The sequence below is a fragment of the Thalassovita mangrovi genome (assembly GCF_009857745.1).
In the GTDB taxonomy this organism is placed as follows: Bacteria; Pseudomonadota; Alphaproteobacteria; order Rhodobacterales; family Rhodobacteraceae; genus Thalassobius; species Thalassobius mangrovi.
The window spans coordinates 164,841-189,561 of record NZ_WWEN01000004.1 but is presented as its reverse complement, the minus strand read 5'-3'; the positions used below and the strand labels follow the sequence as shown (position 1 = coordinate 189,561).

Here is a 24,721-nt window from a genome sequence, read left to right as displayed (position 1 = left end):
ACCTAGACCAAACGGATAGCCGAACAGATCCGAACCCGAAATCTATTCAGCAAATCCTTTCGGGTTCTTGCTCTGCCAGGTCCAGGTGCTGAGGCACATCTCTTCAAGACCCTGCTCTGCCCTCCACCCAAGTTTGTCGTTGGCCTTGGAGGGGTCCGCTTCGGAGCGGGCGATGTCACCCGGGCGGCGGGCGACGATTTCATAGGCAACTTCATTGCCCGACGCCTTGGCGAAGGCGGTGACCATTTCCAGCACGGAATACCCGCTGCCGGTGCCGACATTGAACACTTCCGTGCCGGTATTGTCCGCGGCGTAATCGATCGCGCAGACATGCGCCCGAGCCAGGTCGGTGACATGGATGTAGTCCCGCACACCAGTGCCGTCCGGCGTGTCGTAGTCATCGCCGAAGACCGACAGTTTCTCGCGCCGGCCCACGGCCACCTGCGCCACGAAAGGCATCAGGTTGTTGGGCACATCGCGCGGGTCCTCGCCGATCCGGCCCGAGGGATGGGCACCCACCGGGTTGAAATAGCGCAGCAGCACGACCGAAGCGCCCGGGTTGGCGCATTGCCAATCGCTCAGGATCTGCTCGGCCATATGCTTGGTGTGGCCATAGACATTGGTCGGGCTGCACGGGTGGTCTTCGTCGAACGGCAGGTATTGCGGTTCGCCATAGACCGTGGCCGAGGACGAAAACACGATCCTGTCGCAGCCGACAGTGCCCATGCTTTCCAGCAGGCTCAGTGTGCCCGAGATATTCACGTCGTAATAGCGCAGCGGAATCCGGGCCGACTCCCCCACCGCCTTGAGACCGGCGAAATGGATCACCGCCTCGGGGCGGAAAGCCGCCATGATCCGGTCCAGCGCGGCCCGGTCGCGAATATCCGCCTCATGAAACTCGATCGGCGCGCCGATGAGTTCGGTCACCCGTTTCAGAGCCTCGGGCGAAGAATTGTCGAAATTATCGACGACGCAAATCTCGTGGCCGTTCGAATGCAACTCGATCAGGGTGTGTGATCCGATGTAACCCGCCCCGCCTGTTACCAGAACACGCATAGCTTACCCCCCGGACGGCTCGAAGAAACCGGCAAGGCGGCTGATGGCCTCGTGACTGGCCCGGATCACCGCGTCGACGGTGTTCGATCCGTTGTGTGACCCGAAAATGCAACGGTCCATGCCGCGCAACGGGCTGTCCATCGGCAGCGGTTCGACCTCGAACACATCGAGAGCGGCCGAATGCACCTGCCCCGATTGCAGCGCCGCGATCAGCGCCTGTTCGTCGATCAGCGGACCGCGGGCGACGTTGACCACCCGGATGCCCGGCTTGCACTTGGCCAGCACATCGGCGTCCAGCATGTGAAAATTGTGCTTGTTCAGGGCGCAGGTGAAGACCAGGAAATCCAGCCCCTCCACCGCTTCCGGCCAGGCCGCGCGTTCCAGACCCGCGAAGCCCGCATCGCCCTCAACGCCGGGATCGTAGGCGACGACCTCCATCCCCAGGGCGCGCAGGCGGGACACCGTGTTGCGGCCGATATCGCCCAGCCCAACCACGCCGGCGCGTTTGCCGGTCAGGCTGATGCCGGCCGGTTTCGGCCAGTTGCCGGCGCGCACGCCGCGATCGATCAGGAACAGTTCGCGGGCCAGCCCGATCACGAAACCGGTGGCCACGTCGGCCACCTCGGCGCCGAACATCATCGGCGTGTTGATGATCGGGATGCCCAGATCCTTGCAGGCAGCGAAATCGACATTGTCGACCCCGATGCCCCATTTCACCGCCGCCGTCAGCCGCCCCGACTGACCGGTTGCGAACACCCGGCGGGTGGCGGGATCGTCGCCGATGATCCAGCCGTCATATTGCGGCAGCAGATCGCAAAGCTCGTCTTCGCTCAGGATCTGGGTCACCTCGGCGCGGTGCAGTTTCAGCCCGCGCTCGGCGGCGTAGTCCACGAACAGGTCGAACTGGCCCAGCATCGGCGGGCAGGTAACAAGAACGTCTTTCATTATTCAGCAGCCTCTTTCGCCATGCGCATCCCGGCCAGCGCCTCGGCCAGGTCCCAATCCTCTGGCGTGTCGATATCCGAGGCTTCCATCTTGTCCATCACGTGCAGCAGCGGATGTTTGCCGATCCGGGCATTGGTCTTGGCGAAACTGTCGCGCGAGAAGATGTAGAGGTTTGAATTTTCCTCGTACCACGGCTCCAGGTCCTGGGTCTGGATCAGGTTGTCGGGATCGTGGTTCACCGGGCTGGCATCGCCGCGATAGAACCGGGTCTGGATCTTGTTCACGGTGAACAGGCTGTCGGCCTCGCCCTTGGCCACGCCTTCCTGGTACTGCGCCAGCGCCGAGCGGATCGTTTCCGGGGTCAGCAGCGGGTTGGTGGTGTGGGTCATCAGATAGGTGTCGGCCTCGACCGCGGCGATATCATCGGCCAGGATCAGGTTCATCGACACGGTATCGCCGCACAGTTCCGGTTTGCGATCGCGGATACGGACCCGGTCGGTTTCCACCAGGCCGTTTTCGGCCAGGATGTGACGGGCGTCGGTATTGATCACCACCTCGTCGATCTCGTCGACAGCCAGAAGCGTATCGAGAATCCAGCGAAACAGCGGCTTGCCATGCAACGGGCGGAAATTCTTCCCCTTAACTCTCTGACTGTTGGCCTTCATGGGGAGAAGTGCGATACAACGGCTTGAGCCACTCATCTTTGTCTGCCTTTTCCGTGACTTCCGGGTAGAAGTAATATTGTTTCAGTTCCTGCGACATCCGCCGGTGGTCATGGTTACCCTTGTAGGAGCCCAGATACTGGTTCCAGCGATAGCGCAGCATTTCCCATTTGCTGGTCGATTTGATGCCATGGCGGGACGCCGCGCGCCAATCCTTCCAGGTGCTTGAAACGACCCAACGCATGACATCGACCGGCGTGACATGAACCTCTGGCATGATGTCACGCAGCGCCATGGCCTCGCGCTCGAACCGGCGCCGCACCTGTGCCCAGCTTTCCTCGTGATGGTGAAAGACCGGGGCTTCGGCCACATAGGCGATCTTGTGCCCCTTTAGCCAAATGCGCTTGGACAGCTCCATGTCTTCCAGGCCGGTCAGCTCCTCATCGAAAGGATACTCTTGCCACACCGACCGCAAGATCGCCGAATTCGCGTTGTTACAGAAGAATTCCTTCTGCGGGATCTGGGAATCCGTCGGGTAGTATTTGGCGAAGATACGGCGTTCGCTGTAGTTGCTGTTGTCGTCGCCGATCTGGCGGCCATAGCTGTAGGACGCCTTGCCGTCGATCAGCGGCTGGCACAGGTTCTGCAGCCAGTTTTCGTCGGCGGGCACGCAATGGCCCGAGATCAGGACCAACATATCGCCATCGCTGAACTCGCAGCCGCGATTGAGCGAGCGGCCGAAGGAAAATTCCGCCTTGTCGATGTAAGTCACCCGCGCACCGCGTTTCTTCGCGATCTCAACCGTCCCGTCCGTCGATCCCGAATCTATCAGCACGGTTTCGACATCGAAATCGGTCTTCTGACGCGCGATCATCACCAGGAGATCGTCCAAGTGGCGCGCTTCATTCAACGTACGAATGACAATACTTGCAAGCATTCCAACCTACGGCGTTGACTGCCAGTCCGACCCAACCAGCGTAATTTCATGAGCCCCGGCGACCACCAGGATTACAACCCGTATAAGAGCCCCCCCCGTTTACGGTACCCCTTTAGGATTGTCTAGCATTTCACCCCAGACAACGGGATTGCAGCGCCGGAGATGCCGTTTGGGGCATTTAATAGGCGACTATACGCCTGTCTGGACGGGCGAATGCCTCTGCAAGGCTCTACTGGCGGTTTCGCGCCCATGAAAACCGATATGAACGATCCCCGCATAAAATACCGAAGATTAGAAACATTAACAAAACAAGCCCTTTTATGACCTATATGAAAGGGGTGGATCATCGCAGGGTGTATTGATAAGTGCGTGTCCAAGATAAAACATTGCTCTCGCGGTTGGGATTTACTGCCTCTTCAAGGTTTTCCGGTACCACTGGATTATCGCAGTCGGATATGATCTTTTCACGAGAGCTTCGTTTGGCGCGGAACCTAAGTCGACGGGGAATTCATTTGTTACGGGACACCAGCATGCAGAACGCCGCTCTAAGCAAGGATATCGTACCCATGAACGGGACAGCCGTGACCGGTTTCTGCTTTGTTATTTCGGATGATCTGACCAACCACGCCCCGCAGCTGGTTCAGCTGGCGAAAACGGCCTTCCCCGACCTCGACATCACCACACAAAGCGACCTTCTCGGTGCGCCGGGAAACACCCCCGCCGCACCCCGCATCGTGCCGGTCGCCACACCGGCGGAAGAACTGGCGCAACTGCTCATCAATGGTCAGCCCCCCGCGACGGCATTGGAAAACTGGACGAAAGCAGCGCGCCAGCGCCTTTTCGAATACCGCGGCGCAAGGCGCCACATCAAATTGCTGGCCCTGGGCCCCTTGCTCGAAGGGTCGCCGGACAGCTGGAAAGCATTGTCCGCACAGATCGGCCTGACCGCCCCCGCGGCCTTCCCGCAACAGCCCGCTGCGCCCCGCGACAGCTATGATACGCTGCACCGGATGGTCGCCTCCTATCTGCTGCAAACCGCCCCCGAGGCACAGGCCCTGGCCGCCGAGATCGACGCCATGATCCACGGCCCGCTTCCCGCTTCGGAAAATCCTTTGCGAACCGCGGCCGAGGTTCTCGACGCTGCGCGCGCTCAGCGCGCCGACAGCGAAAGCCTGACAACCGAAGCCGCATTGCTGCGCGAAAACCTGGGCCTGCTCGTTACCGAGAACGGCAAGCTGACCACCCGTCAGGAAACCCTATCGCGCGAACTCGCGGCCATGACCGAACTGGAAGCCCGCTTGTCGCAGACCTCGAACGCTCTGGTGCAGGCAGAAAAGAACACCGCCCTTTCGCAGAAATCCTTGCGCGATCTTGAGCATCTGCATCAGCGGCTCACACACGACGCAAAGGCCATTTCGGAAGCCCTGGACCAAGTCCTGGCCTCGACGTCCTGGAAACTGACTGGGCCGCTCAGAAAGATCGTTTCGCGCCTGCGGTCGCAATAAGTTCACCCTGACTTACCCGGGGTTCGAAATCCCCGGGGTCTGGTCAAAGATCGTATCCGAAACGCTCGCAAAGGGCGCGGTAATTCTGGCTCTCGTGCCGGATATCGGACAATTCCTGCGGAACGTCCCTGCGCCGCCGCGCCGATATCCGCCCCCCCGAACGCCCACTGTCCCCGGTCATCTTGATCACCGGCAGGAAATCGAACGCCAACGGACTGAACGGCAGGTCCAGAAGGTTGCAAAGCTGCTCGAGAACCTCTTCGGGCGCGGTCACGAAATCCTCGTACTGCACCACCGGAAGCCCCTCATGGCGATCCAGGAAAGCAAGGTAGCGGGAGCTGTATTCGTCAAGCGTCACCGGCTCGAAATGCAGCCAGCCATTCGCCGTAAGAGACAGGAAAGCATCCAACGGGTGCCGCACCGTAACGACCGAACGAAGCGGCATGCAGGGCGATAGAATTTCATGCAGCGACGGGCGCGAAGCGGGATCTACGTCCGTGCAGAAATGCGAATGCGCATGATCCCGCAAGACCAGGCTATACCCCTGCCCCGACAAGGTTTCATGCGCCGTGAGGATGCTGCTCCTGAAAACCTCGACGAGCACGTCCTGATCCACATCACGGGCGGCTTGCCGCAACCCCAGAATAAGATCGGTCGGCGCGAAACGTGGCGCCCAGCCGGATTTGTTCACACCCATCGTGCTCAGCGGATCGATCTCACTCACCACGACCGAATTCGGCAAGGCGGAAATACACTTTGAAATCAGCGTACCGCCCGTGCAGGCGAAATGATGCAGGGTCCGCAACGGCGGGGTCTGCTCGATACTGTCGCAGATTTGCTGGCACTGCTGCAGCAGGCTGGGCAGGGCTTCGGCGGGAACCGACGACGGGGTGTCCTCGCGCCGGTAGACCTCCAACTGCCTCAGAGTGTCTTCCAACTCGGCCGCAAGCTCTTGCGCCATAGTGTTGATACTCATCGGTCAGCCCTTTTTCGAACTTTTGGAAGACGCTTTCCCGCGCGTCTTTTTCACCGATGTTTTTTTCGGGGCCGCTTCATGCTGGGCGACCGGTGCGGCGCTTTCTTCCTCGGAAAGGGCAAAGGTGGGATCGGCGGCAAGCTGCAACTGGCGCAATTGTTCGGAAGCCTGAGACAGCCGCGGCGTCAGTTTCAGGAACAGCTCCTCCTGCTGCCGCCGGCGCTGCTCGCTGTCTTCGAAACGCTGCCGCAGATTATCCAGATCGAGCTTCTGCATTTCCTTCAGCCGCATCTGGAACGTCAAATCCGACCGTGCGGTCTCAGCCTTTGCTTCGGCGGCCTTGAGCCCCCCTTCAAGTTTGGCAACCCTTTCGCGCAAATCGGACCGCTGGGTGACCAGCAGGGCTTTATCGCGTTCTCGGGCGCTCAGCTCGGCGCGAACCTCGGCCAGTTCAGCGCGGACTTCGGTCAGTTGATCGAGCGCTTCCTGCTGCGGCTTCTCCGTCTTCTCTCCGATTGCTTTCAGCGACGCCAGGGCGGCCTTCAAATCACCCGTGAGCCGTGCAACCTGGGCCTGCAGCTCTGTTCGCTGCGTGATCAGCAAGGCCTTGTCGCGCTCTCGCTCTTTCAGCTCCCGGCGGATCTCGTTCAGCTCTTCCTCCTGGGAAGCGTTGATTTTCTTGAGTTCTCTCAATTGAAGCGCCAAGGGATTCCGCCGGAATTTCATATCCGGCCAATCAGGATCTCTGTCATCCACACCGGCCAGATCAAACCCCGCCTGTCCCAGCCAGCTTCGTACGGCGGCACTGTCATCCGCCCCTTCGAAAAAGCTTTCGACACCGCAGCGGATGGTCAACGTTGCGGCATTGTCCAAAACACCCGCGCTTTGCAGGTTCGCCAACAGATCGCGCTTTTGGCCGGACATGTCGATCCAAAGGTGCAGCGGGCTGGACAACTGACCCAGGCGCTTCGCCAGCTCATCCGCCGTGATCAGCTGAACCGGCAGTGTCTCATTGACACGCAACCTTGGGAAAAGCGCCGTAAGCGCCGGGGTGGGCGCGGTAAAACTGCGCAAGCCGGCAACCGAATAGAGGTTCAGGTCGGCTTCGCCTGCCGCGTCCGAAACGAATGCATGGATGCGCTCCACTCCCGGTTGGTCCGGCAAGACGGCATCGGCCTGCGGATCGATCATCACTACGCGCTCCGGCAGCGTCCCGAGATACTCCAGCCTGGCGGCGAGCGTCTCTTGGTCGGGCTGTCCAAACATGATCAATGTTCCCGGAGCCACGCTACGATCAGTCATGAAATCTTCCCTTACATTTCGGTCTTCGTTTAACGTAATAGCGGCTCGGCGCCAAGCTGAACAACCCGTCCTACGTCCTGTATTTCTGTTCCCGATGTGGTTCGCCTGTCCGGCACCCAATTTGTCTCAAAGGTTGAAAACCCTGCGATAATCTGCCTTCGGGAAAACATCGCACAACCCGCCCAGAGTGGCATCCACCACATCGCGCCCGTCTGTCTGGAATGCCTCCAGCGCCGCGCGATAGGACACTTCGGATTCCGCCAAGTTCGGCGCATCCCATTTGTTGCCGCGGAAATAGGCCGGGCTGAAGTGATTGGGGTCGTCCCCCTGCATCACCAGCTCGGAATTGGGCTTGCCGGTTTGCGGGAAATTGTGATCCATCCCGATGATAACGACCTTCGAAAACCCCATGAAATAAGCCAGTTGCAGCGCGACATGGGTGACGGTGTGGCCTTCGCGGATGCCCGCGGTAACGTCGCGATAGAACCGCTTGTCCGGGTTTTCCTTTTCCACGCCCTTGGTGCGAATGTGATAGGTCAGCGCGTCGCGCGGCATCAGGTCGGCGCCCCGGTCGGAAATGAATTTCAAGCAATTCATCTTGCGCAATTCCTCGGCGGATTGCGCGATCACCTTGCGGTTCACCGCCACCATGAAGCGGGGGTAGAACCCGAATTTTTCCAGCCCGAGATAAATCTTGTTCAGCCCGAACACGATTTCATTGCGCAGAAAGCCCAGCTCCATCCGGTTCAGCGACGGCCCGTTGCACACGATCACGCAGCGCTCGCCGCGATGCTGATCGTGAAACCGCAGCAGGGGCGAGGTCTGATCGAAACAGTCAAATCGCATCACGCCCCCCCCCTTACAGCAACACCCGGTATTCGGCCTGCCCGGGCACATCTGTTTCCACCGCGAAGGTACAGCCATCGCCGGGCGCTGCGTCGCCCAACCCTTCGCTGGCGGAGGTCGCGAACAGCGTCTTGGCCTCGGTGCCTCCGAAGGCCGGGCAGGACATCTGGCTGGCGGGGAAGTCGACCGCCGACAGGAACGCGCCCGTGGTGTCGTAGCGCGCCACCCGCGACGCGCCCCATTGCGCGTTCCACAAACAGCCCGCCGCATCCACCACCGCACCGTCGGGATTCAGTTCCACCTCGCGCAGGTCGATGAACAGTTCGGCCGCACCCTCGGGCCAACCGGTTTCGGGGTCGAGCGGCTGGCGCAGGATCTGCCGGGTCGGTGTGTCGGTGTAATAGGCGCAGGACGCATCGGGCGCGAAACAGATCGCGTTGGGGATGGTGATATCGCCCACCAGCCGGCGCAATTCGCCCTTCCAGTAGCGGTAGATCGCCCCTGCCCCGAGTTCCAGCGCCTTGCCCATGGTGCCGATCCAGAACCCGCCCCAGGGATCGGCGCGGCCGTCATTCGACCGGGTGACCGGGTTGTCGGCTTCCAGTTCCACCACGCGGTCCTGCGCCCCGGTCATCAAGTCGAACCGGAACAGGTCGACCTCGCTGGCCACCAGCAGGCTGTCGCGATCGAGCCAGCCGGCGGCAGAAACGTAGCGGTCGAATTGCCAGTGGCGTTCTTCGCCGTCCTCGACGGTCCGCAATTGCCGGTTCAGGATGTCGAACCAGAACAGTTGCCCGCGTTCGGGATGCCAAAGCGGCCCCTCGCCCAGGATGCAGCGGGTGCGGCTGAAGACGCGCGGGGCGCTCATCCGGTCACCACCACGCCGCCATCCACGACCATCGCCTGCCCGGTCATCATCTTGCTGGACTCCGAGGCCAGGAACAGGGTCGCGTCAACGATGTCTTCGGGTTCCAGGTGGCTTTTCAGGCATTGCCGCCCCAGATGCGCCTGCAGGTCCTCGGGTGTAGCCCAGAGTTCCATTTGCCGCTCGGTCAGCACCCAGCCCGGCATCAGCGCGTTGACCCGGATATTGTCCGGCCCCAGCTCCCGCGCCAGCGCCCGGGTCAGTCCGGTGATCCCGGCCTTGGACGCCATGTAGCCGGGATAGCCGCTATTGCCCATCATGTAGGAAATCGAGGAGAAATTGATGATCGACCCGCCGCCCAGCCTGCGCATCCCGTCTGCCGCGGCCTGCGCGGTGAAGAAATGCGGCCGCAGGTTGACCGCCATGCCGCGATCCCAGTCCTCGACCGTGGTGTCGGCCAGCGTGTGGCGGGTATCGTTGGCCGCGTTATTGACCAGAACCGCGATATCGCCATGCGCCTCGGCCGCCTGAGACAGGCAGGCCTGCAGGGCTTCGATATCGGTGATGTCGCAGAGCAGGAACAGAGGCGCCGCGCCATAGGTGTCGGCCATCCGGGCGACGAAATCGGACGCGTCCGAACGCTGCACGAAAGCCACCTTGGCCCCCTGCGCCAGGAACCCTTCGGTCAGGGCTGCGCCGATACCCGCGCCGCCGCCGGTCACGAAGACGGATTTTCCTGCCAGATCATGGAATACTGCGTTCTTCTTCATGTTCCCTCAAAACAATTTCGCCGGTCACAACACGGCGTGGCTTGGGTCATCCTGTCAAGAAAAACAGCCGCTATCCGGCCGATATTCCAGCGCCAAGGACAGGTTTGCGCGTCAATGCATCGCCCCTTACAGCCCCTTCGCCAGCGCGTCGAAACCGCGCAGGTTCGCGATCAGCGCGCCCATCTGATCGACCGGGATCATGTTGGGGCCGTCGCTGGGGGCGTTATCCGGGTCCTGGTGGGTTTCGATGAACAGCGCCGACACGCCCACCGCGCAGGCCGCGCGCGCCAGGACAGGCGCGAATTCGCGCTGCCCGCCCGAGGTGGTGCCCTGCCCGCCAGGCTGCTGCACCGAATGGGTGGCATCGAACACGGTGGGATATCCGGTCGCGGCCATGATCGGCAGCCCGCGGAAATCGCTGATCAGCGTGTTGTAGCCGAACGACGTGCCGCGATCGCAGAGCATGATCCGGTCGTTGCCGGTCGAGGCGATCTTTTCGGCGACGTTGCCCATGTCCCAGGGCGCCAGGAACTGCCCCTTCTTGACGTTGATCGCGGCCCCGGTTTCCCCGGCGGCGATCAACAGGTCGGTCTGACGGCACAGGAATGCGGGGATTTGCAGCACGTCGCAGACCTCGGCCGCAGGGGCGCATTGGCCCGCGTCATGCACGTCGGTCAGAACCGGAACGCCGAATTCCGCCTTGATCTGCCCGAGGATTTCCAGCCCCTTTTCCATCCCCAGCCCGCGTTGGGTGCTGATGGAAGACCGGTTGGCCTTGTCGTAGCTCGCCTTGAAGATGAACTTGGTGCCGGTGGGCGCGCAGGCCTCGGCGATCTTTTCGGCCATCATGCGGGCATGATCGAGGCTTTCCAGCTGGCACGGCCCGGTGATCAGGGCAAAGGGGTTGGCCCCGCCAATGGCGATATCGCCGACGGTCACGGTCTTGGTCTGGGTCACGTCCATAGCTCAGAGATCCTTCAGCACGGAGTTGATACGGTCGACGTCTTCGGGGTTGTTGAGTTCCCAGAACACCCGGCCACGGCCTTCGACGACAACGCAGCGCACGGTGGTGTCGTTGACCAGGAAGCGCAGCTGTTCCAGCCCTTCGAGCACCTCCAACTGGCTGACCGGCCAGGAGGTATAGGCGCGCAGGGCCGCGGGGCGATAGGCATAGACGCCGACATGATGATAGACCGGGATCGGGTCGGGCAGCTTGCCCGGGTCGATATAGGGCAGCACTTCCTTGGAGAAATAGAGCGCGTGGCCTTTGGCGTCGAACACCGCCGTGGTGCCGCCGACGCGGCCTTCCTTGCGGTCCTCGGTGAAATGGCCATAGGTCAGCGCATCGCATTGCAGCACCGGGGTGGCGACCTGCGCCTCGGGGTCCTGTTTCATTGCCTCGATCAGGTCCTCGACGAACCATTCCGGGGTCAGCGGCGCGTCGCCCTGCAGGTTGACGACCAGGTCGGCCTCCACATGGCCCTTGTCCAACGCCTCGGCACAGCGGGCGGTGCCGTTTTCGGCCTCGGGGCTGGTCATGATGACCGACGCACCGAACGCCTGCGCATGGTCGCGGATGCGGTCGTCATCGGTGACCACATGCACCTCGTCCACGCCCCTGACCCGGTTCGCCGCTTCCCAGCTCAGCCGGATCAGCGATTTCTTTTCGCCCGACGGCAGGGTCAATTCGGCCAGCGGCTTGCCCGGGTAGCGGGTCGAGGCATAGCGGGCCGGGATCAGGATGACGGTTTTCATGCTCTCTCCTCAGGCGACGCCGGCGCGCAGCAGGTCGTGCAGGTGCAGGATGCCGATCGGCGCGCCCTCTGCGACCACGAACAGCGTGGTGATCTTGCGGGTATTCATCAGCGCCAGCGCCTCGGCGGCCAGCATGTCGGGCGGTACGGTCACCGGGTTCATGGTGGCGACTTCGCCCGCGGTGCTTTGCATCAGCTTGGCCATGTTGCGGCGCAAATCACCGTCCGACACGATGCCGACCAGGCGCCCGTCCTGCAGCACGCCCGCGGTGCCGAAACCTTTTGAGGTCATTTCGATCAGCACCTCGTCCATCGGGGTGTTGATATCGACCAGCGGCAGCGCGTCCTTGCCATGCATCAGCTGCGTCACGGTGGACAGCTGCGCGCCCAGCTTGCCGCCGGGATGGAAGGTGCGGAAATGTTCCGCCTTGAACTCGCGTTCCTCCATCAGCGCCACGGCCAGCGCGTCGCCCAGTGCCAGCGTCAGCGTGGTCGACGTGGTCGGCGCCAGCCCCATCGGGCAGGCTTCGGGCGCGGGCGGCAGCAGAAGCTTGCAATCGGCCGCCTTCATCAGCGTGCTGTCAAGGCGCGAGGAAATCGCGATCAGCGGGATCGAGAAGCGCTTGGAATGGGCCAGCACGTCGCCCAGTTCCTGGGTCTCGCCGGAATTGGAAATCAGCAGGACGATATCGGCCTCGGTGATCATGCCCAGATCGCCGTGGCTGGCCTCGGAGGCATGCACGAAGAAGCTGGGTGTGCCGGTCGAGGCGAAGGTCGCCGCGATCTTGTTGCCGATATGACCCGATTTGCCGATGCCCGACACGATGACCCGGCCGCGCGCGGACAGGATCAGCCGCACCGCGGCTTCGAAATCGGCGGGTAGATGGTCGGACAGAAGCTGCAGCGCCTGCGCTTCGGTGGCCAGAACCTTGCGCGCCGCCGCAACGACCGCGCCTTCGGAGGTAAGATCAGTGCTCATGGCTTTGCAATGTCACAAGACCCGTCGCCGTTCAACCGCGAAGCACCCTGCGCGGCTTATTCCTTCAGCAGCCCGAGCAGATAATCACCATAACCGTTCTTGCAGAATTTCGCCGCCCGTTCGGTCAGTTGCGCGTCATCGATCCAGCCCTGGTCATAGGCGATTTCGTCCGGGCTGCCGGTCTGCAACCCCTGCCGCTTTTCCAGCGTACGCACGAAATTGCCCGCGTCCAGCAGCGACCCGTGGGTGCCGGTATCAAGCCAGGCATAGCCCCGCCCCATCCGCTTCACCGTCAGCGCGCCCTCTTCCAGGTACATTTCCAGCAGGGTGGTGATTTCCAACTCGCCGCGCGCCGAGGGCTTGACCTGTTTCGCCCGCTCCGGCGCGGTGCCGTCGAGGAAATACAACCCGGTGACGGCATAGGGCGACGGCGCCACTTCGGGCTTTTCGATGATCGCGCGCGCGGTACCGTCATCGGCAAAATCGACCACGCCATAGCGTTCGGGATCGTGCACGTGATAGCCGAAGACGGTGCCGCCCTCACCCTGTGCATCCGCTTCGCGCAGAAGTTCGGACAGACCGTGACCGAAGAAGATATTGTCGCCCAGCACCATCGCCGAGGGCGCGCCGTCAAGGAAATCCTCGGCCAGGATATAGGCTTGGGCCAGCCCGTCGGGGCTGTCCTGCACGATATAGGACAGCGACAGGCCCCATTGGCTGCCGTCGCCCAGGGTGCGCTTGAACTGGTCCTGATCCTGCGGTGTGGTGATCACCGCGATATCGCGGATGCCCGCCAGCATCAGCGTCGAAATCGGGTAATAAATCATCGGCTTGTCATAGACCGGCAACAGCTGCTTCGACACGCCGATGGTGATCGGGTAGAGCCGGGTGCCGGAACCGCCTGCCAGAATGATGCCTTTGCGTTGGGTCATGGGACTGTCCTTCGTCTCTTTTCTATCGCTCAGGCGGGGCTTTTGTTCAACTCGGCCAGGATGTCGCGCAGGCCCTGCCGCCAATCGGGGCGGGCAATGCCGAAAGCGGCTTCGGTGGCGGTGTTATCCATGCGCGAATTGCCGGGCCTTTGCGCCGGGGTCGGGTAATCGGAACCGGGAATGTCGACCACTTCGGGGGCCAGCCCGGCCTGGGCGAAGATTTCACGCGCGAAATTCGCCCAGCTGACATCGGGGCCGCCGGAGAAATGATAGACGCCCGACTTGCCCGCATCGGCCGCCAGTTGGTGCGCGATGTCCAGGCAGGCGCGGGCGATATCGGCGGCGCAGGTCGGCCCGCCCACCTGATCGGCCACGATGGTCAGCCGGTCGCGCTCGGCGCCGAGCCGCAGCATGGTTTTCACGAAGTTATTGCCATGGGACGACACCACCCAGGAGGTGCGCAGCACCGCGTGAGCCCCGCCCGCATCTCGCACGCCTTCTTCGCCCTTCAGCTTGGAACGGCCATAGGCATTGAGCGGCGCTACCGGATCGCCCGGTTGCCACGGCGCCTCGCCCGAACCGTCGAACACGTAATCGGTGGAGATATGGACGAAGGGGATACCCTTTTCGGCGCAGGCCCGCGCCATCGCGGTGGGGGCATCGCCATTGACCACGGTTGCCAATGCCTCGTCTTCCTCGGCCTTGTCCACCGCGGTGTAGGCGGCGGCGTTGATCACCGCCTGCGCCTCGCTGTCACGGATGATCGCGGCGCAGGCTTCGGGGTCGGACAGATCGGCGGCGTCGCGGCCAAGCGCGATAACATCGCCCAACCGCTGCAATTCCAGGGCGACCTGGCCGGTCTTACCGAAAACGAGCACCTTCATCATCCGGTCCCCAGCCGTTGGCCGACGCCATCGCGGTCTTGCAGCGCGCGCCACCAGCCCTCGTTGTCGAGATACCACTGAACAGTCTTTTTCAGCCCCTGCTCCACCGTTACGGAGGGCCGCCAGGCCAGTTCGGTACGGATGCGGCTGGGGTCGATCGCGTAACGCGCGTCATGGCCCGGACGGTCGGTGACGAAGGTGATCTGATCGGCGTAAGCCTTGCCATCGCCGCGCGGGCGCAGATCGTCGAGTATGGCGCAAAGCGTCTGCACCAGTTCGAGGTTGGAGCGCTCGTTCTCGCCTCCGATATTGTAGCTGCGGCCCACCTGCCCCTTGGCCAGCACGGTCAGCAGCGCGTCTGCGTGATCTTCGACATAGAGCCAGTCGCGCACGTTCGACCCGTCGCCATAGATCGGCAACGCCTTACCCGCCAGCGCGTTGAGGATGATCACCGGGATCAGCTTTTCGGGGAAGTGATAGGGACCGTAATTGTTGGAGCAATTGGTCAGCAGCACCGGTAGCCCGTAGGTTTCGTGCCAGGCGCGCACCAGGTGGTCGGAGGAGGCTTTCGACGCCGAATAGGGGCTGCGCGGGTCGTAAGGCGTGTCTTCGGTGAACTTGACCGACGGATCGGCGGGCAGTGACCCGAACACTTCGTCGGTGGACACGTGGTGGAAACGGAAATCCCCCGACTTACCCTTGCGTTCCCACAGGGCGCGGGCCGATTGCAGCAGGTTATAGGTTCCCATCACGTTGGTTTCGATAAACACGCCCGGCCCGTCGATCGAGCGATCGACATGGGATTCCGCGGCCAGGTGCAGCACCGCGTGGGGTTCGTGTTTCGCGAAACATGCCTCGACGGCGGCGGCATCGCGGATATCGACCTTCTCGAAGGCGTAAAGCGGGCTATCCGCCACCGGCGCCACGTTCTCGAGGCAGGCGGCATAGGTCAGCGCGTCGAGGTTGATCACCTCGTGCCCCTGCCCCACGGCCTGGCGCACCACGGCCGATCCGATGAACCCCGCACCGCCGGTCACCAACAGTTTCATGCCGCTTCTCCTTCAAAGCTGAAGGGGCTGTCGAAATCGGCCAGCGCCGGGGCCTTTTCGTCCTTTCCCGACAGGATCGGGCTGATGCCCTCCAGCGGCCAGTCGATGCCGCAGCTGTCCCAGCGGACCGCGCCGTCGCAGTCGGGCGCGTAATAATCGGTGCATTTGTAGACGATCTCGGTATCGGGTTCGAGCGTCATGAACCCGTGCAGGAACCCGCCCGGAATCCAAAGCTGGCGGCCGTTCTCGAAGCTCAGCTCCTCGCCCACCCACTTGCCATAGGACGGGCTGCCCTTGCGGATATCGACGGCGACGTCGAACAGCCGGCCGCGGCCGCAGCGCACAAGCTTGCCCTGGGCATGCGGCGGCGATTGGAAATGCAGGCCCCGTACCGTGCCCACGTCGCGCGACAGCGAATGGTTGTCCTGCACGAATTCGGGCATGTCCAGCCCGGCCTCTTCCAGCCGTTTCTTGTTCCAGCTTTCCGAAAAGAATCCGCGATGGTCGCCATGGCGCGCGGGGGTCAGGATCAGCACGCCTTCCAGGGCGGTCTTTTCAATCTGCAAGGCCTGTCTCGCTCTTCAACTCGAAGCTTCAAATTCACGGCGTTGGCTTAACAAGCCCCCGTCCGAATGTCATCCGCAATTTCCCCGCACCCGGGGGCCGCGCGCGGCTCCCCCGGCGGCAAGCCGCCAAATCCGGTCGGGTGGGATTGCCGCCCGATGCTTGCGTTACAGCTGCGCGGCGACCAGCAGCCGGGCCATTTTCAGCCAGAATTTGGCGTCGATATCATCGCGGAACAAGGTCAGCCCGGAATCATCGGCGGGGCTGATGGCGAACCCGGGCTGCACCGCGGCGCGGCGCGTCGCCAGTTCCGCATTCCGGGCGTCGAAATGGTCCTTCAACAACTTGAATTCGTGGCGGGAGAACAGGCAGGGTTTCACGTTCTCGCTGAATTCGGCCTTCAGCAATTCGGTGGTCTTGGCCACCAGCCAATCCGGCGCGGTTTTCGGTGCGGCCAACGCCGTCGCCGACCATTGCGCCAGCGACATCGGCGACACGTTCGACGCGCCGCCCTTCACCGGCGCCAAGGCCCCGGCGTCGAGATCGCAGCCGAGATGCCGCAGCATCGTGCCAAGGATGCCGCCCTGCTGCGCCACGCTGTCGTTGAAATCCAGAAAACTGATTTCGCCGGGCGCGAAGACTTCTTCCAGCTGATCCAGCAACCCGTTGTAATCCACCCAGAGGTTTTCGTGCTTGCCGCTTTTGATCACCGGCTGGACCAGTTTCGGCGGCGGCGGCGCAGAGCGGCGGCGCGACACCTGCAGATAGATCGATTGCAGAAATTGCCACTGGGTGCGCAACACGCAGACCACCTCGACCTCGTCGAAGGCCGACAGCGCGTCACGGATCCGGCCCATCGCCGCCAGCGAGGGCGCGCGGGAAAATTCTTCACTGCTTAGCAGCAGGGTCTTATCGCTGCCGGCGTATTTCTTGGCCAGCTTTTCCAGCGTGCCGATCGTCCCGCTGCGCAGATGATAGGCCTTCGGCATGGCGCCCCATTCCAGCACCAGTCCGTGATGCCCGGTGATCGGGTTGCGCCGCAGCAGATAGCTGAGCCGGGGATAGACGATACCGTGCTCTTCCAACAGCGCCGAATTGGCCCAGAACGTATCCTGGATCGTGGTGGTGGCGGTCTTATGGGTGCCGATATGCAGAACGACTTTGGACACGGGCGGAGCTTTCTAGTTTCGAGGTGACGCGGCGCCGATCTGCGCCCGCAGCACCCGCAGATAGAGATCGCCATAGGTGAGGCTTGGTTCCAGCACGGCCTTTTCGGCCCATTCGTTCCAGGCGTTGAGGAACAGTTCCTGCCGGTAGGACCCGGCCAGCCGGGTATCGGCCAGCTGCCGCAGCCAGATCGCGAAACGCGCCGGGTTGGCGCCATAGGCCATGTGGGCGTTTACCCCGCGCCGGGCACTGTTGTCCCAGCTGGGCATGACGCCGCAGATGGTGTTCTGCGGCAGTTGCGAGACATAATCCTCGCTTTGCGAATTCGCGATCACCCGGTTGTAATCGTAGACCAGCCCGCGGAACCCGCCGCGGATGTCGCGACCCATCTTGTCGCCCTCGGGACCGCCGAACAGGTAATCGTCCTGCGTGACCATGCCATGCGGCGGCATTTCGATCCAGAAATCGAACAGGTCTTCCGCGACCGGGTTTTCGCCCGACACGTGGAAACAGACCGCACCCAGTTCCACCTCGATCCCCGCATCGCGCCAGTGCTGGCGCATCCGCGCGACGCTGGCGGCCGGGTCGGGCATGTCTTCGGGGCGGTAGATCACGAAACGCGGACGGGTGCCGTCGGGGCGCACATAGCGCGGATCGCGCATATAGGGCAGGCTGTCCTCGACCAGCTTGGCCTCGAACCCTTCGGCATAGCTCTGGTTCAGCAGCACCTCGCCTGACAGCCCGTCCCAGTTGCGCCGCCAGCTTTCATTGGCCCAGCACAGGTAGAACGGAAAATCGATCTCGGGCCGGGTCAGCAACCGGTCGAGCGGCTGTTCCAGCACCCGGCGGCCGTCGAACCAGTAGTGGTAGACGCAGAACGCGTCGATCCCGGCATCGCGCGCCAGGTCTGCCTGCTGGCCCATCACCTCGGTCACCCGCAGGTCGTAATAGCCCAGGTCCGAGGGCAGCAGCGGCTGAGTATGGCCGTCGAAGGCCGGCCGCGCGGTGGTCACGCCGCGCCATTCGGTGAAGCCCTTGCCCCACCACGCATCGTTTTCCGCGATCGGGTGGAACTGCGGCAGGTAAAAGGCGCTGGTGAAAGCGGGCCGCAGCGGCGCGCCGCCCTGCCCCGTTTTCGGTCCGGCACCGCCCGCTTTCAGCTCGGAGGTCTGCAGCACCGCCTGATCCGCCTCCATCGCCAGGAACCCCATCCCGCGTTCCAGCGCATGGGCCAGGGTGCCGTCGACCTGCGCCTGTTCGGGTTCGAAATGCTGTTCGTTCAGGCACAGTCCCTTCAGCAGCCCCACCATCAGCGGCTTGATCCAGTAGATCGACCCGGCCGGGAAAGACAGGGTGTCGCGATCGATCTCGATCTCCAGCCGCCGCATCAGGTCGCGGGTCACCTCGAAATTAGACCCCCACCATTCGGTGCCGGTGTAATGCTGACCGTCGGCCACCCAGAAGGCGGCCCTGTCATCCGCGACGAACCGTTCGAGCAGTGGTTCCAGCCCTTCATCGGGCAAGATACCGCCGATCAGGTGGCGGCGCCATTCCGCGCCATCCTCGCGATGGGGTGATTTCTTGGTGTGAATCTTACAAACGGCTTCGTATCCGTCCAGCGCGCCGGCATTGACCAGCATCAGGAAGGGCAGGATATCGCGGCCGCGGTTGGGGGTCGGCACCACCACTGCGCCGGGAAATTCTGCCCGGATCTGATCGGCCAACGCATCGCTTTCCTCGCCGCGATAGGTCAGCGTGACGTAAAGATCGGCGTCTTCCAGCCGTGCCAGCCGTTCGGCGAATTCCGGCCACAGATCGTGGTAATAGACATGCGCCACAACCGCGAAACGGGCGATTTTGCGGTCGGGATCGAAACGCAGCACCGGCATTTCGATCTGTTCCAAATTGAAACTCGGCGGAAGGTCCTTGGTGATCCGGTCCTCGAACTGGCCGGCGCGGATGTAGTGGCGGAACGGCGCCTCATTCAGCTTGGCCACATCGGGGTTGAAACGCAGATAGGCATGGGGCGAAAAATCCGGGTTGGGCCGGAAGCCGCGCTTTTCGCCGAAAATCACATAGTGGCGCATCGGCATACGGCGAAACAGCGGATTGATGCCGGGATAGGCACCCTTGTAATAGACCGGGTCGAACATGCCCGAAGCGGCCAGTTCCTTCAGATAGGCCTTTTCCTTCCGGTTCATAAAGAAGATGTGCGCCAGGCGTGAAAGCCGGGCGACCGGCCCCATGGAAACCTCAGTCATCGTGCGTTCCTGTATGCATTCGGCCTCGCATAACAATGGCCTCGGTGAAGGGCAAGCTTTTGCGGCTCAGGCGCCTTCGTCCATCATTATTTTGTGGTAGCGATGCAAAAGAAGCAGGCCGAAAGCCATCAGGACGAAGGAGATCGAGTAGACATAAAGTTCCGAGACATAGACCGCGTCGTAGGAAATATAGATACCTCGCCGCATCATCATAATCGGATGCGCCACCGGATTGTAGAGAAGCAACGAACGGAAGTTTGCGGGCAGCGGATCGATCAGGAAAAAGATCCCTGACAAGAGGAACAACGGACGGTTCACCACCGACCAAACGGTTTGCCAGATGGGGAACATGCTCATCAGATAGCAATTCACCGTTCCGATAGCGAACCCCAAAAACGCGGCCATGAACAAGGCATGCCCGCAGGTCACGTAATCGATACTGAGCTTCACGTCAAAAATCAGAACGATAGAGGTGATCAGGATCAGCGTGACCACGGTCTGGGTCAGGAAATTCAGCAGCAGCCGCGCCAATACGGCATCCATATAGGTGACCTTGGGATAGGATAGCAGCGGCTTGGAATAGCGGATCGCCTGGCCCACCCTGGCGGCCGTTGATTGATACATCATGAACGGCAGGAAACCGGTAGCGAAATAGAGCGGGAAATTCGTCCCCAATGCCGGCGCGCGGGCGATGAAGTAAAAGATCACCGACATCATGACGATCCCGCCCAGGGGCTCAAGGAACGCCCAGATGTACCCCCCGGGAGAACGACCATAGGTGGTACTCATCTCGCGCAGCATCAGCGCCATCACGGATCTCGGAAAGACATATTTCTGATTGATGAGGGGCGTACTGGGCATCAACGGCCTGTTCTTTGTATCTGGTCTTGGAGGCCTGCATCAAGGCGCGGTATTCCGCTACGGTTTATGAGATTTGTCCTTGCATTGCGAGAGAGAAAATCCGAAGTCTGGGCCCAACCGTTTCAAAACCAAAAGAGGGCGGGCCCATTTTACAGCAAACCGCTTCCCCCACGAAACAACCCGCGGCCGCAGCAAAACCGGCCTCTCCGCGCCCTGCCGCGCCCAAGACCGCCGGACGCGCCCGGGCCCGTAAACGCCATTACGCAATGCTGGCCAGTTTCGTTGCAGTTGTCATGTTGCCGTTGGCGGCGGTCGTTTTCTACCTCTACGCCATCGCCGAGGATCAATATGCCTCCAGCTTCGGCTTCACCGTGCGTTCCGAGGAAATGAGCGGCGCGCAGAGCCTGCTGGGCGGCCTGGCCAGCCTGTCGGGAAGCAGTTCCTCCGATACGGATATTCTCTACGAATTCATCCAAAGCCAAACCATGGTCGAAGCGATCGACAAGCGGCTGAACCTGCGCGAAATCTATTCCCGCCCCGCTTTCGATCCGGTCTTCACCGTCGATCCGCAAAACTCGATCGAGGACCTGGTCAAGTACTGGCAGCGCGTGGTCCAGCTCAGCTATGCGAGTGGCAGCGGGTTGATCGAAGTGCAGGTGAAAGCCTTTACCGCGGAAGACGCGCATCGCATCGCCGAGGCGATCATCGAAGAATCGACGATCATGATCAACGAACTCTCGGCCATCGCGCGCGCCGATGCCACAGGCTATGCGCGTGACGATCTGGAACAGGCCGTCACCCGCCTGAAAGCCACCCGCGAGGCCCTGACCCGGTTCCGTTCGGAGACCCGGATCGTCGATCCGAGCGCCGATATCCAGGGACAGATGGGGCTGCTGAATTCGCTTGAAAGCCAGCTCGCCGCGACCATCATCGAAATGAACCTGCTGCTGGACACCGCCCGCGACAACGATCCGCGGGTGGAACAGGCCCGTCGCCGCATCGCGGTGATCCAGTCGCTGATCGAAAAGGAACGGCAGAAATTCGGCATCGGAGATGCTGCCAGCGCGACGGAAGGCACCGATTATTCCACCCTGGTGGGCGAATTCGAACGGCTGATGGTCGATGTCGAATATGCCCAGAAATCCTATCTGGCGGCGCAGGCCGCATTGGATACCGCCCAGGCCGAAGCCCAGCGGCAAAGCCGTTACCTGGCCACCTATGCCAAGCCGACCCTGCCGCAATCGGCACAATACCCGCAGCGTCTGGTTCTGTCCCTGATAAGCGGCGCCTTCCTGCTGCTGTTCTGGGCAATCGGGGTTTTGATCTATTACAGCCTCAGGGACCGACGCTGAACCAAGATGATCGAACTGCGCAACCTTTCCAAGGTCTACCGGCTGAAAGGCATCGCCAAGCCGGTCGCCCGCAACATCAATTTCACCTTTCCCACGGGTGAATGCGTCGCGCTGATGGGCGCCAACGGTGCGGGCAAATCGACCATGCTGAAGATGATCGCCGGCACGCTGAGCCCCGATAGCGGTGAAATCATCCGCCACGGCAGCGTGTCCTGGCCGGTCGGCTTCGCCGGCAGTTTCCACCCCAACCTCACCGGCGCGCAGAACGTCAAATTTGTTGCGCGGATCTATGGGATCGATACGGACGAAATGGTCGCATTCACCCGCGATTTTTCTGAACTCGGCCGGCATTTCGACCTGCCGGTCCGTACCTATTCATCGGGGATGAAATCGCGCCTGGCCTTCGGAATGTCGATGGCGGTCAAATTCGACACCTATCTGATCGATGAAATCACTGCAGTGGGCGACGGGTCCTTCAGAGCCAAGAGCGAAGCCATGTTGCTGGACAGACTGCAAGACAGCGGGGCGGTCTTCGTGTCTCATTCGCTGGAACAGATGAAACGGATCTGCCAGTCGGGCGTTGTCCTGCAGAACGGTCGCTTCTTCTACTATGCCAAGGTCGACAAGGCGGTCGAACATTATGAGCACTTGATGAAAGGGCGGCTGCCGCCCTGGATGCAAAAATAAGCCCATCGCTCTGTTGCCAGGACAACACCTCCCGGCCCGCGCCTCTGCTGCGTTCATTTCACGAGGAGCCCAATGCCCAAGATTTCCGTCATCATTCCGTTTTGCGGCGCTGAACGCTACATTGAGAGATGCGTGCGTTCCGTGATGGACCAGACGCTGAAAGACATCGAGATCCTCTGCATCGACGATTGCTCTCCCGACAACAGCGTCGAAATCGTGCAACGGCTCGCCGCGGAGGATGACCGGATCAGGTTAATCCGCCATGAAAGCAACCTCGGTCCCGGAGGAGCGCGGAATACCGGAATTTACCTGGCCCGCGCGCCCTATCTGGCCAGTGTCGACAGCGACGACTACATAGATCCGCTCATGCTCGAACGCCTGTGGGACGCGACCGAGGGGCAGACGATAGATGTCGTGTCCTGCGGCATCGCAATGATGAATGAAGACGGGTCCCTAAGAACGAATGCGAGGATTCAGGATCAATCCTTCGATGTCGACCCGTCTCAGGTAAATCTCCTGAATCTGCAAGCTCCGGCTTTCTGGAACAAGCTTTGGCGAACAACCCTGTTCACCGACAATGGCATCACCTTCCCCGAACATCTTTACTTCGAGGACCTGGCGACGACGCCACGCGCCCTGCGCTTCGCCAAGCGTATCAAAAGCATTCCCCACCCACTCTACCACTATGTGATACGGGACAAGTCGATCACCAACTCCTTTGGCCCGAAGCATATCATCGACTATTTCCGGGTTTTCGACGTGCTGTGGAATTTCTTGGACGATGAGGGGCTGAGCGACCTTTATCGCCACAAATTCGAGGAACAAATGGGAAAGGAGCTCCATTATCACACCGAGACACTCGCCAGCTCCGACCTGCCGGAAGAGGAAAAGACACAATACGTCCGGCATATGCTGCTGCTGAAGCTTGCGTATCTGGAGCATTCGGAACAGCTTCGTGGTCTGGACCTGCCAACGCTGCGCGGCTTATTGTTGAACGCGTCGCGTTTTGCTGATTTGCCTTCCAATGACCAAGACCCCGAACAAAGCTGATTTGTTTACCGGCTCCCCGCCGATACCGACAGGTGTTTGAGCATCAATTTGATCCGCAGAAAATAGGAATGGCTGCAATGCAAAATACGCATTGCAGCGACGAATGGCCTACCTTGCCAAGAAAGATTTGGCAGAGCACTCTGTTAGTGAACGAGCAATGTAACTTAAACCGGCCGAAAGAGAGAGGTCACTCCGGCTGCTGTTTGAAGACACGGTTTTATCAATAAAATAAGGGAATTCATGCCCAAGGTTTCCGTCATTATTCCGATTTACGGCACTGAACGCTATATTGAGAGATGCGTCCGCTCCGTGATGAACCAGACGCTGAAAGACATCGAGATTCTCTGCATCGACGATTGCTCGCCCGACAACAGCGCCGAAATCGTGCAACTGCTCGCCGCGGAGGATGATCGGATTCGGCTGATCCGCCATGAAAGCAACCTCGGTCCCGGAGGGGCGCGGAATACCGGAATCTACCTGGCCCGCGCGCCCTATCTGGCCAGTGTCGACAGCGACGACTACATAGATTCGCTCATGCTCGAACGCCTGTGGGACGCGACCGAGGGGCAGACGATAGATGTCGTGTCCTGCGGATTGGCGCTCGTCGACGAAGATGGCACTGAAACCACGAAGAGCGCCATGCCGAACAAGACGGTCAAGAACGACGCTCTGCAGGCCAATATCCTGTCTTTGTTGCAACCTTCATTCTGCAACAAGCTTTGGCGCATCAGTCTGTTCAGGGATAACGGGATCTTATTCCCGACAAATGTGTATTATGAGGACCTCGCGACAACGCCCAAGGCCCTGCGCTACGCCAAAGACATACGGATCATCCAAGACGCCCTGTATTACTACGTCGTGCGGCGAGGCTCGGCGACCAACTCGTATAGTGCGCGACATATCATCGATTATTTCCGCACCTACGATATGCTCTGGGACTTCCTGGAATCTGAAGGTTTGATGGAACGATACCAGGACGATTTCTTTGAGAAAATTGCTCAAAGCCTTCATTACCACACGAAGATGATAGCCGAAACGGCCATGGATGAGGCCGATAAAAACCAATATGTAAGACATATGCTGCTCATGAAGCTCGCCTATATAACGTTCAACTCCAAGCTCCGGGAACTCGATACCGAAACTCTGCGATTGATGCTGCTGAATACGAAGTCTTTGGACGTCTGAGCCGGGTCGGCCCGATGGCCGTGGCTCGGCCTGCCGCAAACGGGGCTCACAGGCCGAATGAGCTTGCGCCCAAAAATCATACGGTCATAAACAGAGCCTGCAAAAAGCGTGCGGACAACCGCGTGGCTGTCG

General features: G+C 61.2%; 24 protein-coding genes. 5 read left to right on the top strand and 19 right to left on the bottom strand.

Annotation, left to right across the window (positions count from 1 at the left end; all coding sequences use genetic code 11):
- Window positions 1–42 precede the first annotated feature (42 nt).
- From galE to GR167_RS11135, 4 genes are read right to left on the bottom strand one after another with little or no spacing between them, the layout of a single operon-like run.
- On the bottom strand, window positions 43–1,056 hold the full coding sequence (gene galE / locus GR167_RS11150) for a UDP-glucose 4-epimerase GalE (protein ID WP_160973567.1): 1,014 nt from the start codon (window positions 1,054–1,056) through the stop codon (window positions 43–45).
- A 3-nt stretch (window positions 1,057–1,059) separates the two neighbouring features.
- A complete protein-coding gene (locus GR167_RS11145) occupies window positions 1,060–2,001 on the bottom strand; it encodes a phosphoglycerate dehydrogenase (RefSeq protein WP_160973566.1) in 942 nt (313 codons plus the stop codon).
- Entirely contained in the window at window positions 2,001–2,666 is a 666-nt protein-coding gene (locus tag GR167_RS11140) for an acylneuraminate cytidylyltransferase family protein (protein ID WP_160973565.1), read from the bottom strand. The genes GR167_RS11145 and GR167_RS11140 overlap by 1 nt, the downstream gene beginning before the upstream one ends.
- On the bottom strand, window positions 2,641–3,600 hold the full coding sequence (locus GR167_RS11135; protein WP_160973564.1) for a glycosyltransferase family 2 protein: 960 nt from the start codon (window positions 3,598–3,600) through the stop codon (window positions 2,641–2,643). Before GR167_RS11135 ends, GR167_RS11140 begins: the two co-directional genes overlap by 26 nt.
- Before the next feature lie 566 nt (window positions 3,601–4,166).
- On the opposite strand from GR167_RS11135, the gene GR167_RS11130 reads away from it, so the two are divergent.
- Complete coding sequence (locus GR167_RS11130) at window positions 4,167–5,105, top strand: hypothetical protein (protein ID WP_160973563.1); 939 nt, start codon at window positions 4,167–4,169, stop codon at window positions 5,103–5,105.
- 43 nt (window positions 5,106–5,148) lie between these two features.
- On the opposite strand, the gene GR167_RS11125 is transcribed toward GR167_RS11130, so the two are convergent.
- The 15 genes from GR167_RS11125 to GR167_RS11055 form a co-directional block, all read right to left on the bottom strand.
- Window positions 5,149–6,081 carry a sulfotransferase gene (locus tag GR167_RS11125; RefSeq protein WP_160973562.1) on the bottom strand — a complete coding sequence of 311 codons (933 nt, stop codon included), beginning with the start codon at window positions 6,079–6,081 and terminating at the stop codon, window positions 5,149–5,151.
- A gap of 3 nt (window positions 6,082–6,084) precedes the next feature.
- Entirely contained in the window at window positions 6,085–7,383 is a 1,299-nt protein-coding gene (locus GR167_RS11120) for a hypothetical protein (protein WP_160973561.1), read from the bottom strand.
- A gap of 126 nt (window positions 7,384–7,509) precedes the next feature.
- Complete coding sequence (locus GR167_RS11115) at window positions 7,510–8,229, bottom strand: 6-hydroxymethylpterin diphosphokinase MptE-like protein (RefSeq protein ID WP_160973828.1); 720 nt, start codon at window positions 8,227–8,229, stop codon at window positions 7,510–7,512.
- Between the two features lie 13 nt (window positions 8,230–8,242).
- Window positions 8,243–9,097 carry an SMP-30/gluconolactonase/LRE family protein gene (locus tag GR167_RS11110; protein ID WP_160973560.1) on the bottom strand — a complete coding sequence of 285 codons (855 nt, stop codon included), beginning with the start codon at window positions 9,095–9,097 and terminating at the stop codon, window positions 8,243–8,245.
- Window positions 9,094–9,864, bottom strand: coding sequence for an SDR family NAD(P)-dependent oxidoreductase (locus GR167_RS11105; protein WP_160973559.1), 771 nt, complete (start codon window positions 9,862–9,864; stop codon window positions 9,094–9,096). The genes GR167_RS11110 and GR167_RS11105 overlap by 4 nt, the downstream gene beginning before the upstream one ends.
- A gap of 126 nt (window positions 9,865–9,990) precedes the next feature.
- The gene (kdsA, locus tag GR167_RS11100; protein ID WP_212769930.1) at window positions 9,991–10,827 is read right to left on the bottom strand and encodes a 3-deoxy-8-phosphooctulonate synthase; all 837 of its coding nucleotides are present in this window, start codon (window positions 10,825–10,827) and stop codon (window positions 9,991–9,993) included.
- 3 nt (window positions 10,828–10,830) lie between these two features.
- The gene (locus GR167_RS11095) at window positions 10,831–11,619 is read right to left on the bottom strand and encodes a 3-deoxy-manno-octulosonate cytidylyltransferase (RefSeq protein ID WP_160973558.1); all 789 of its coding nucleotides are present in this window, start codon (window positions 11,617–11,619) and stop codon (window positions 10,831–10,833) included.
- A gap of 9 nt (window positions 11,620–11,628) precedes the next feature.
- Window positions 11,629–12,597 carry a KpsF/GutQ family sugar-phosphate isomerase gene (locus GR167_RS11090; RefSeq protein WP_160973557.1) on the bottom strand — a complete coding sequence of 323 codons (969 nt, stop codon included), beginning with the start codon at window positions 12,595–12,597 and terminating at the stop codon, window positions 11,629–11,631.
- Window positions 12,598–12,653: 56 nt separating this feature from the next.
- Entirely contained in the window at window positions 12,654–13,529 is an 876-nt protein-coding gene (rfbA, locus tag GR167_RS11085) for a glucose-1-phosphate thymidylyltransferase RfbA (RefSeq protein WP_160973556.1), read from the bottom strand.
- A 29-nt stretch (window positions 13,530–13,558) separates the two neighbouring features.
- Entirely contained in the window at window positions 13,559–14,413 is an 855-nt protein-coding gene (gene rfbD / locus GR167_RS11080) for a dTDP-4-dehydrorhamnose reductase (protein WP_160973555.1), read from the bottom strand.
- Window positions 14,413–15,462, bottom strand: coding sequence for a dTDP-glucose 4,6-dehydratase (gene rfbB / locus GR167_RS11075; RefSeq protein WP_160973554.1), 1,050 nt, complete (start codon window positions 15,460–15,462; stop codon window positions 14,413–14,415). The genes rfbD and rfbB overlap by 1 nt, the downstream gene beginning before the upstream one ends.
- Window positions 15,459–16,028: a dTDP-4-dehydrorhamnose 3,5-epimerase gene (rfbC, locus tag GR167_RS11070; protein WP_160973553.1), complete on the bottom strand. Its 570-nt coding sequence runs from the start codon at window positions 16,026–16,028 to the stop codon at window positions 15,459–15,461. Before rfbC ends, rfbB begins: the two co-directional genes overlap by 4 nt.
- Window positions 16,029–16,193: 165 nt before the next feature.
- Window positions 16,194–17,195, bottom strand: a complete 1,002-nt coding sequence (locus GR167_RS11065; protein ID WP_160973552.1) for a hypothetical protein — start codon at window positions 17,193–17,195, stop codon at window positions 16,194–16,196.
- A gap of 12 nt (window positions 17,196–17,207) precedes the next feature.
- Window positions 17,208–19,454, bottom strand: coding sequence for a glycoside hydrolase family 99-like domain-containing protein (locus tag GR167_RS11060; RefSeq protein ID WP_370741294.1), 2,247 nt, complete (start codon window positions 19,452–19,454; stop codon window positions 17,208–17,210).
- 66 nt (window positions 19,455–19,520) lie between these two features.
- Window positions 19,521–20,315: an ABC transporter permease gene (locus GR167_RS11055; RefSeq protein ID WP_160973551.1), complete on the bottom strand. Its 795-nt coding sequence runs from the start codon at window positions 20,313–20,315 to the stop codon at window positions 19,521–19,523.
- A gap of 266 nt (window positions 20,316–20,581) precedes the next feature.
- On the opposite strand from GR167_RS11055, the gene GR167_RS11050 reads away from it, so the two are divergent.
- The 4 genes from GR167_RS11050 to GR167_RS11035 all read left to right on the top strand — a co-directional run bounded on the left by GR167_RS11050 (window position 20,582) and on the right by GR167_RS11035 (window position 24,589).
- On the top strand, window positions 20,582–21,667 hold the full coding sequence (locus GR167_RS11050; protein ID WP_160973550.1) for a KpsE/RkpR family capsule polysaccharide export protein: 1,086 nt from the start codon (window positions 20,582–20,584) through the stop codon (window positions 21,665–21,667).
- A gap of 6 nt (window positions 21,668–21,673) precedes the next feature.
- On the top strand, window positions 21,674–22,354 hold the full coding sequence (locus GR167_RS11045) for an ABC transporter ATP-binding protein (protein WP_160973549.1): 681 nt from the start codon (window positions 21,674–21,676) through the stop codon (window positions 22,352–22,354).
- 72 nt (window positions 22,355–22,426) lie between these two features.
- Complete coding sequence (locus tag GR167_RS11040) at window positions 22,427–23,404, top strand: glycosyltransferase family 2 protein (protein WP_160973548.1); 978 nt, start codon at window positions 22,427–22,429, stop codon at window positions 23,402–23,404.
- 240 nt (window positions 23,405–23,644) lie between these two features.
- Complete coding sequence (locus tag GR167_RS11035) at window positions 23,645–24,589, top strand: glycosyltransferase family 2 protein (protein WP_160973547.1); 945 nt, start codon at window positions 23,645–23,647, stop codon at window positions 24,587–24,589.
- Window positions 24,590–24,721 lie beyond the last annotated feature (132 nt).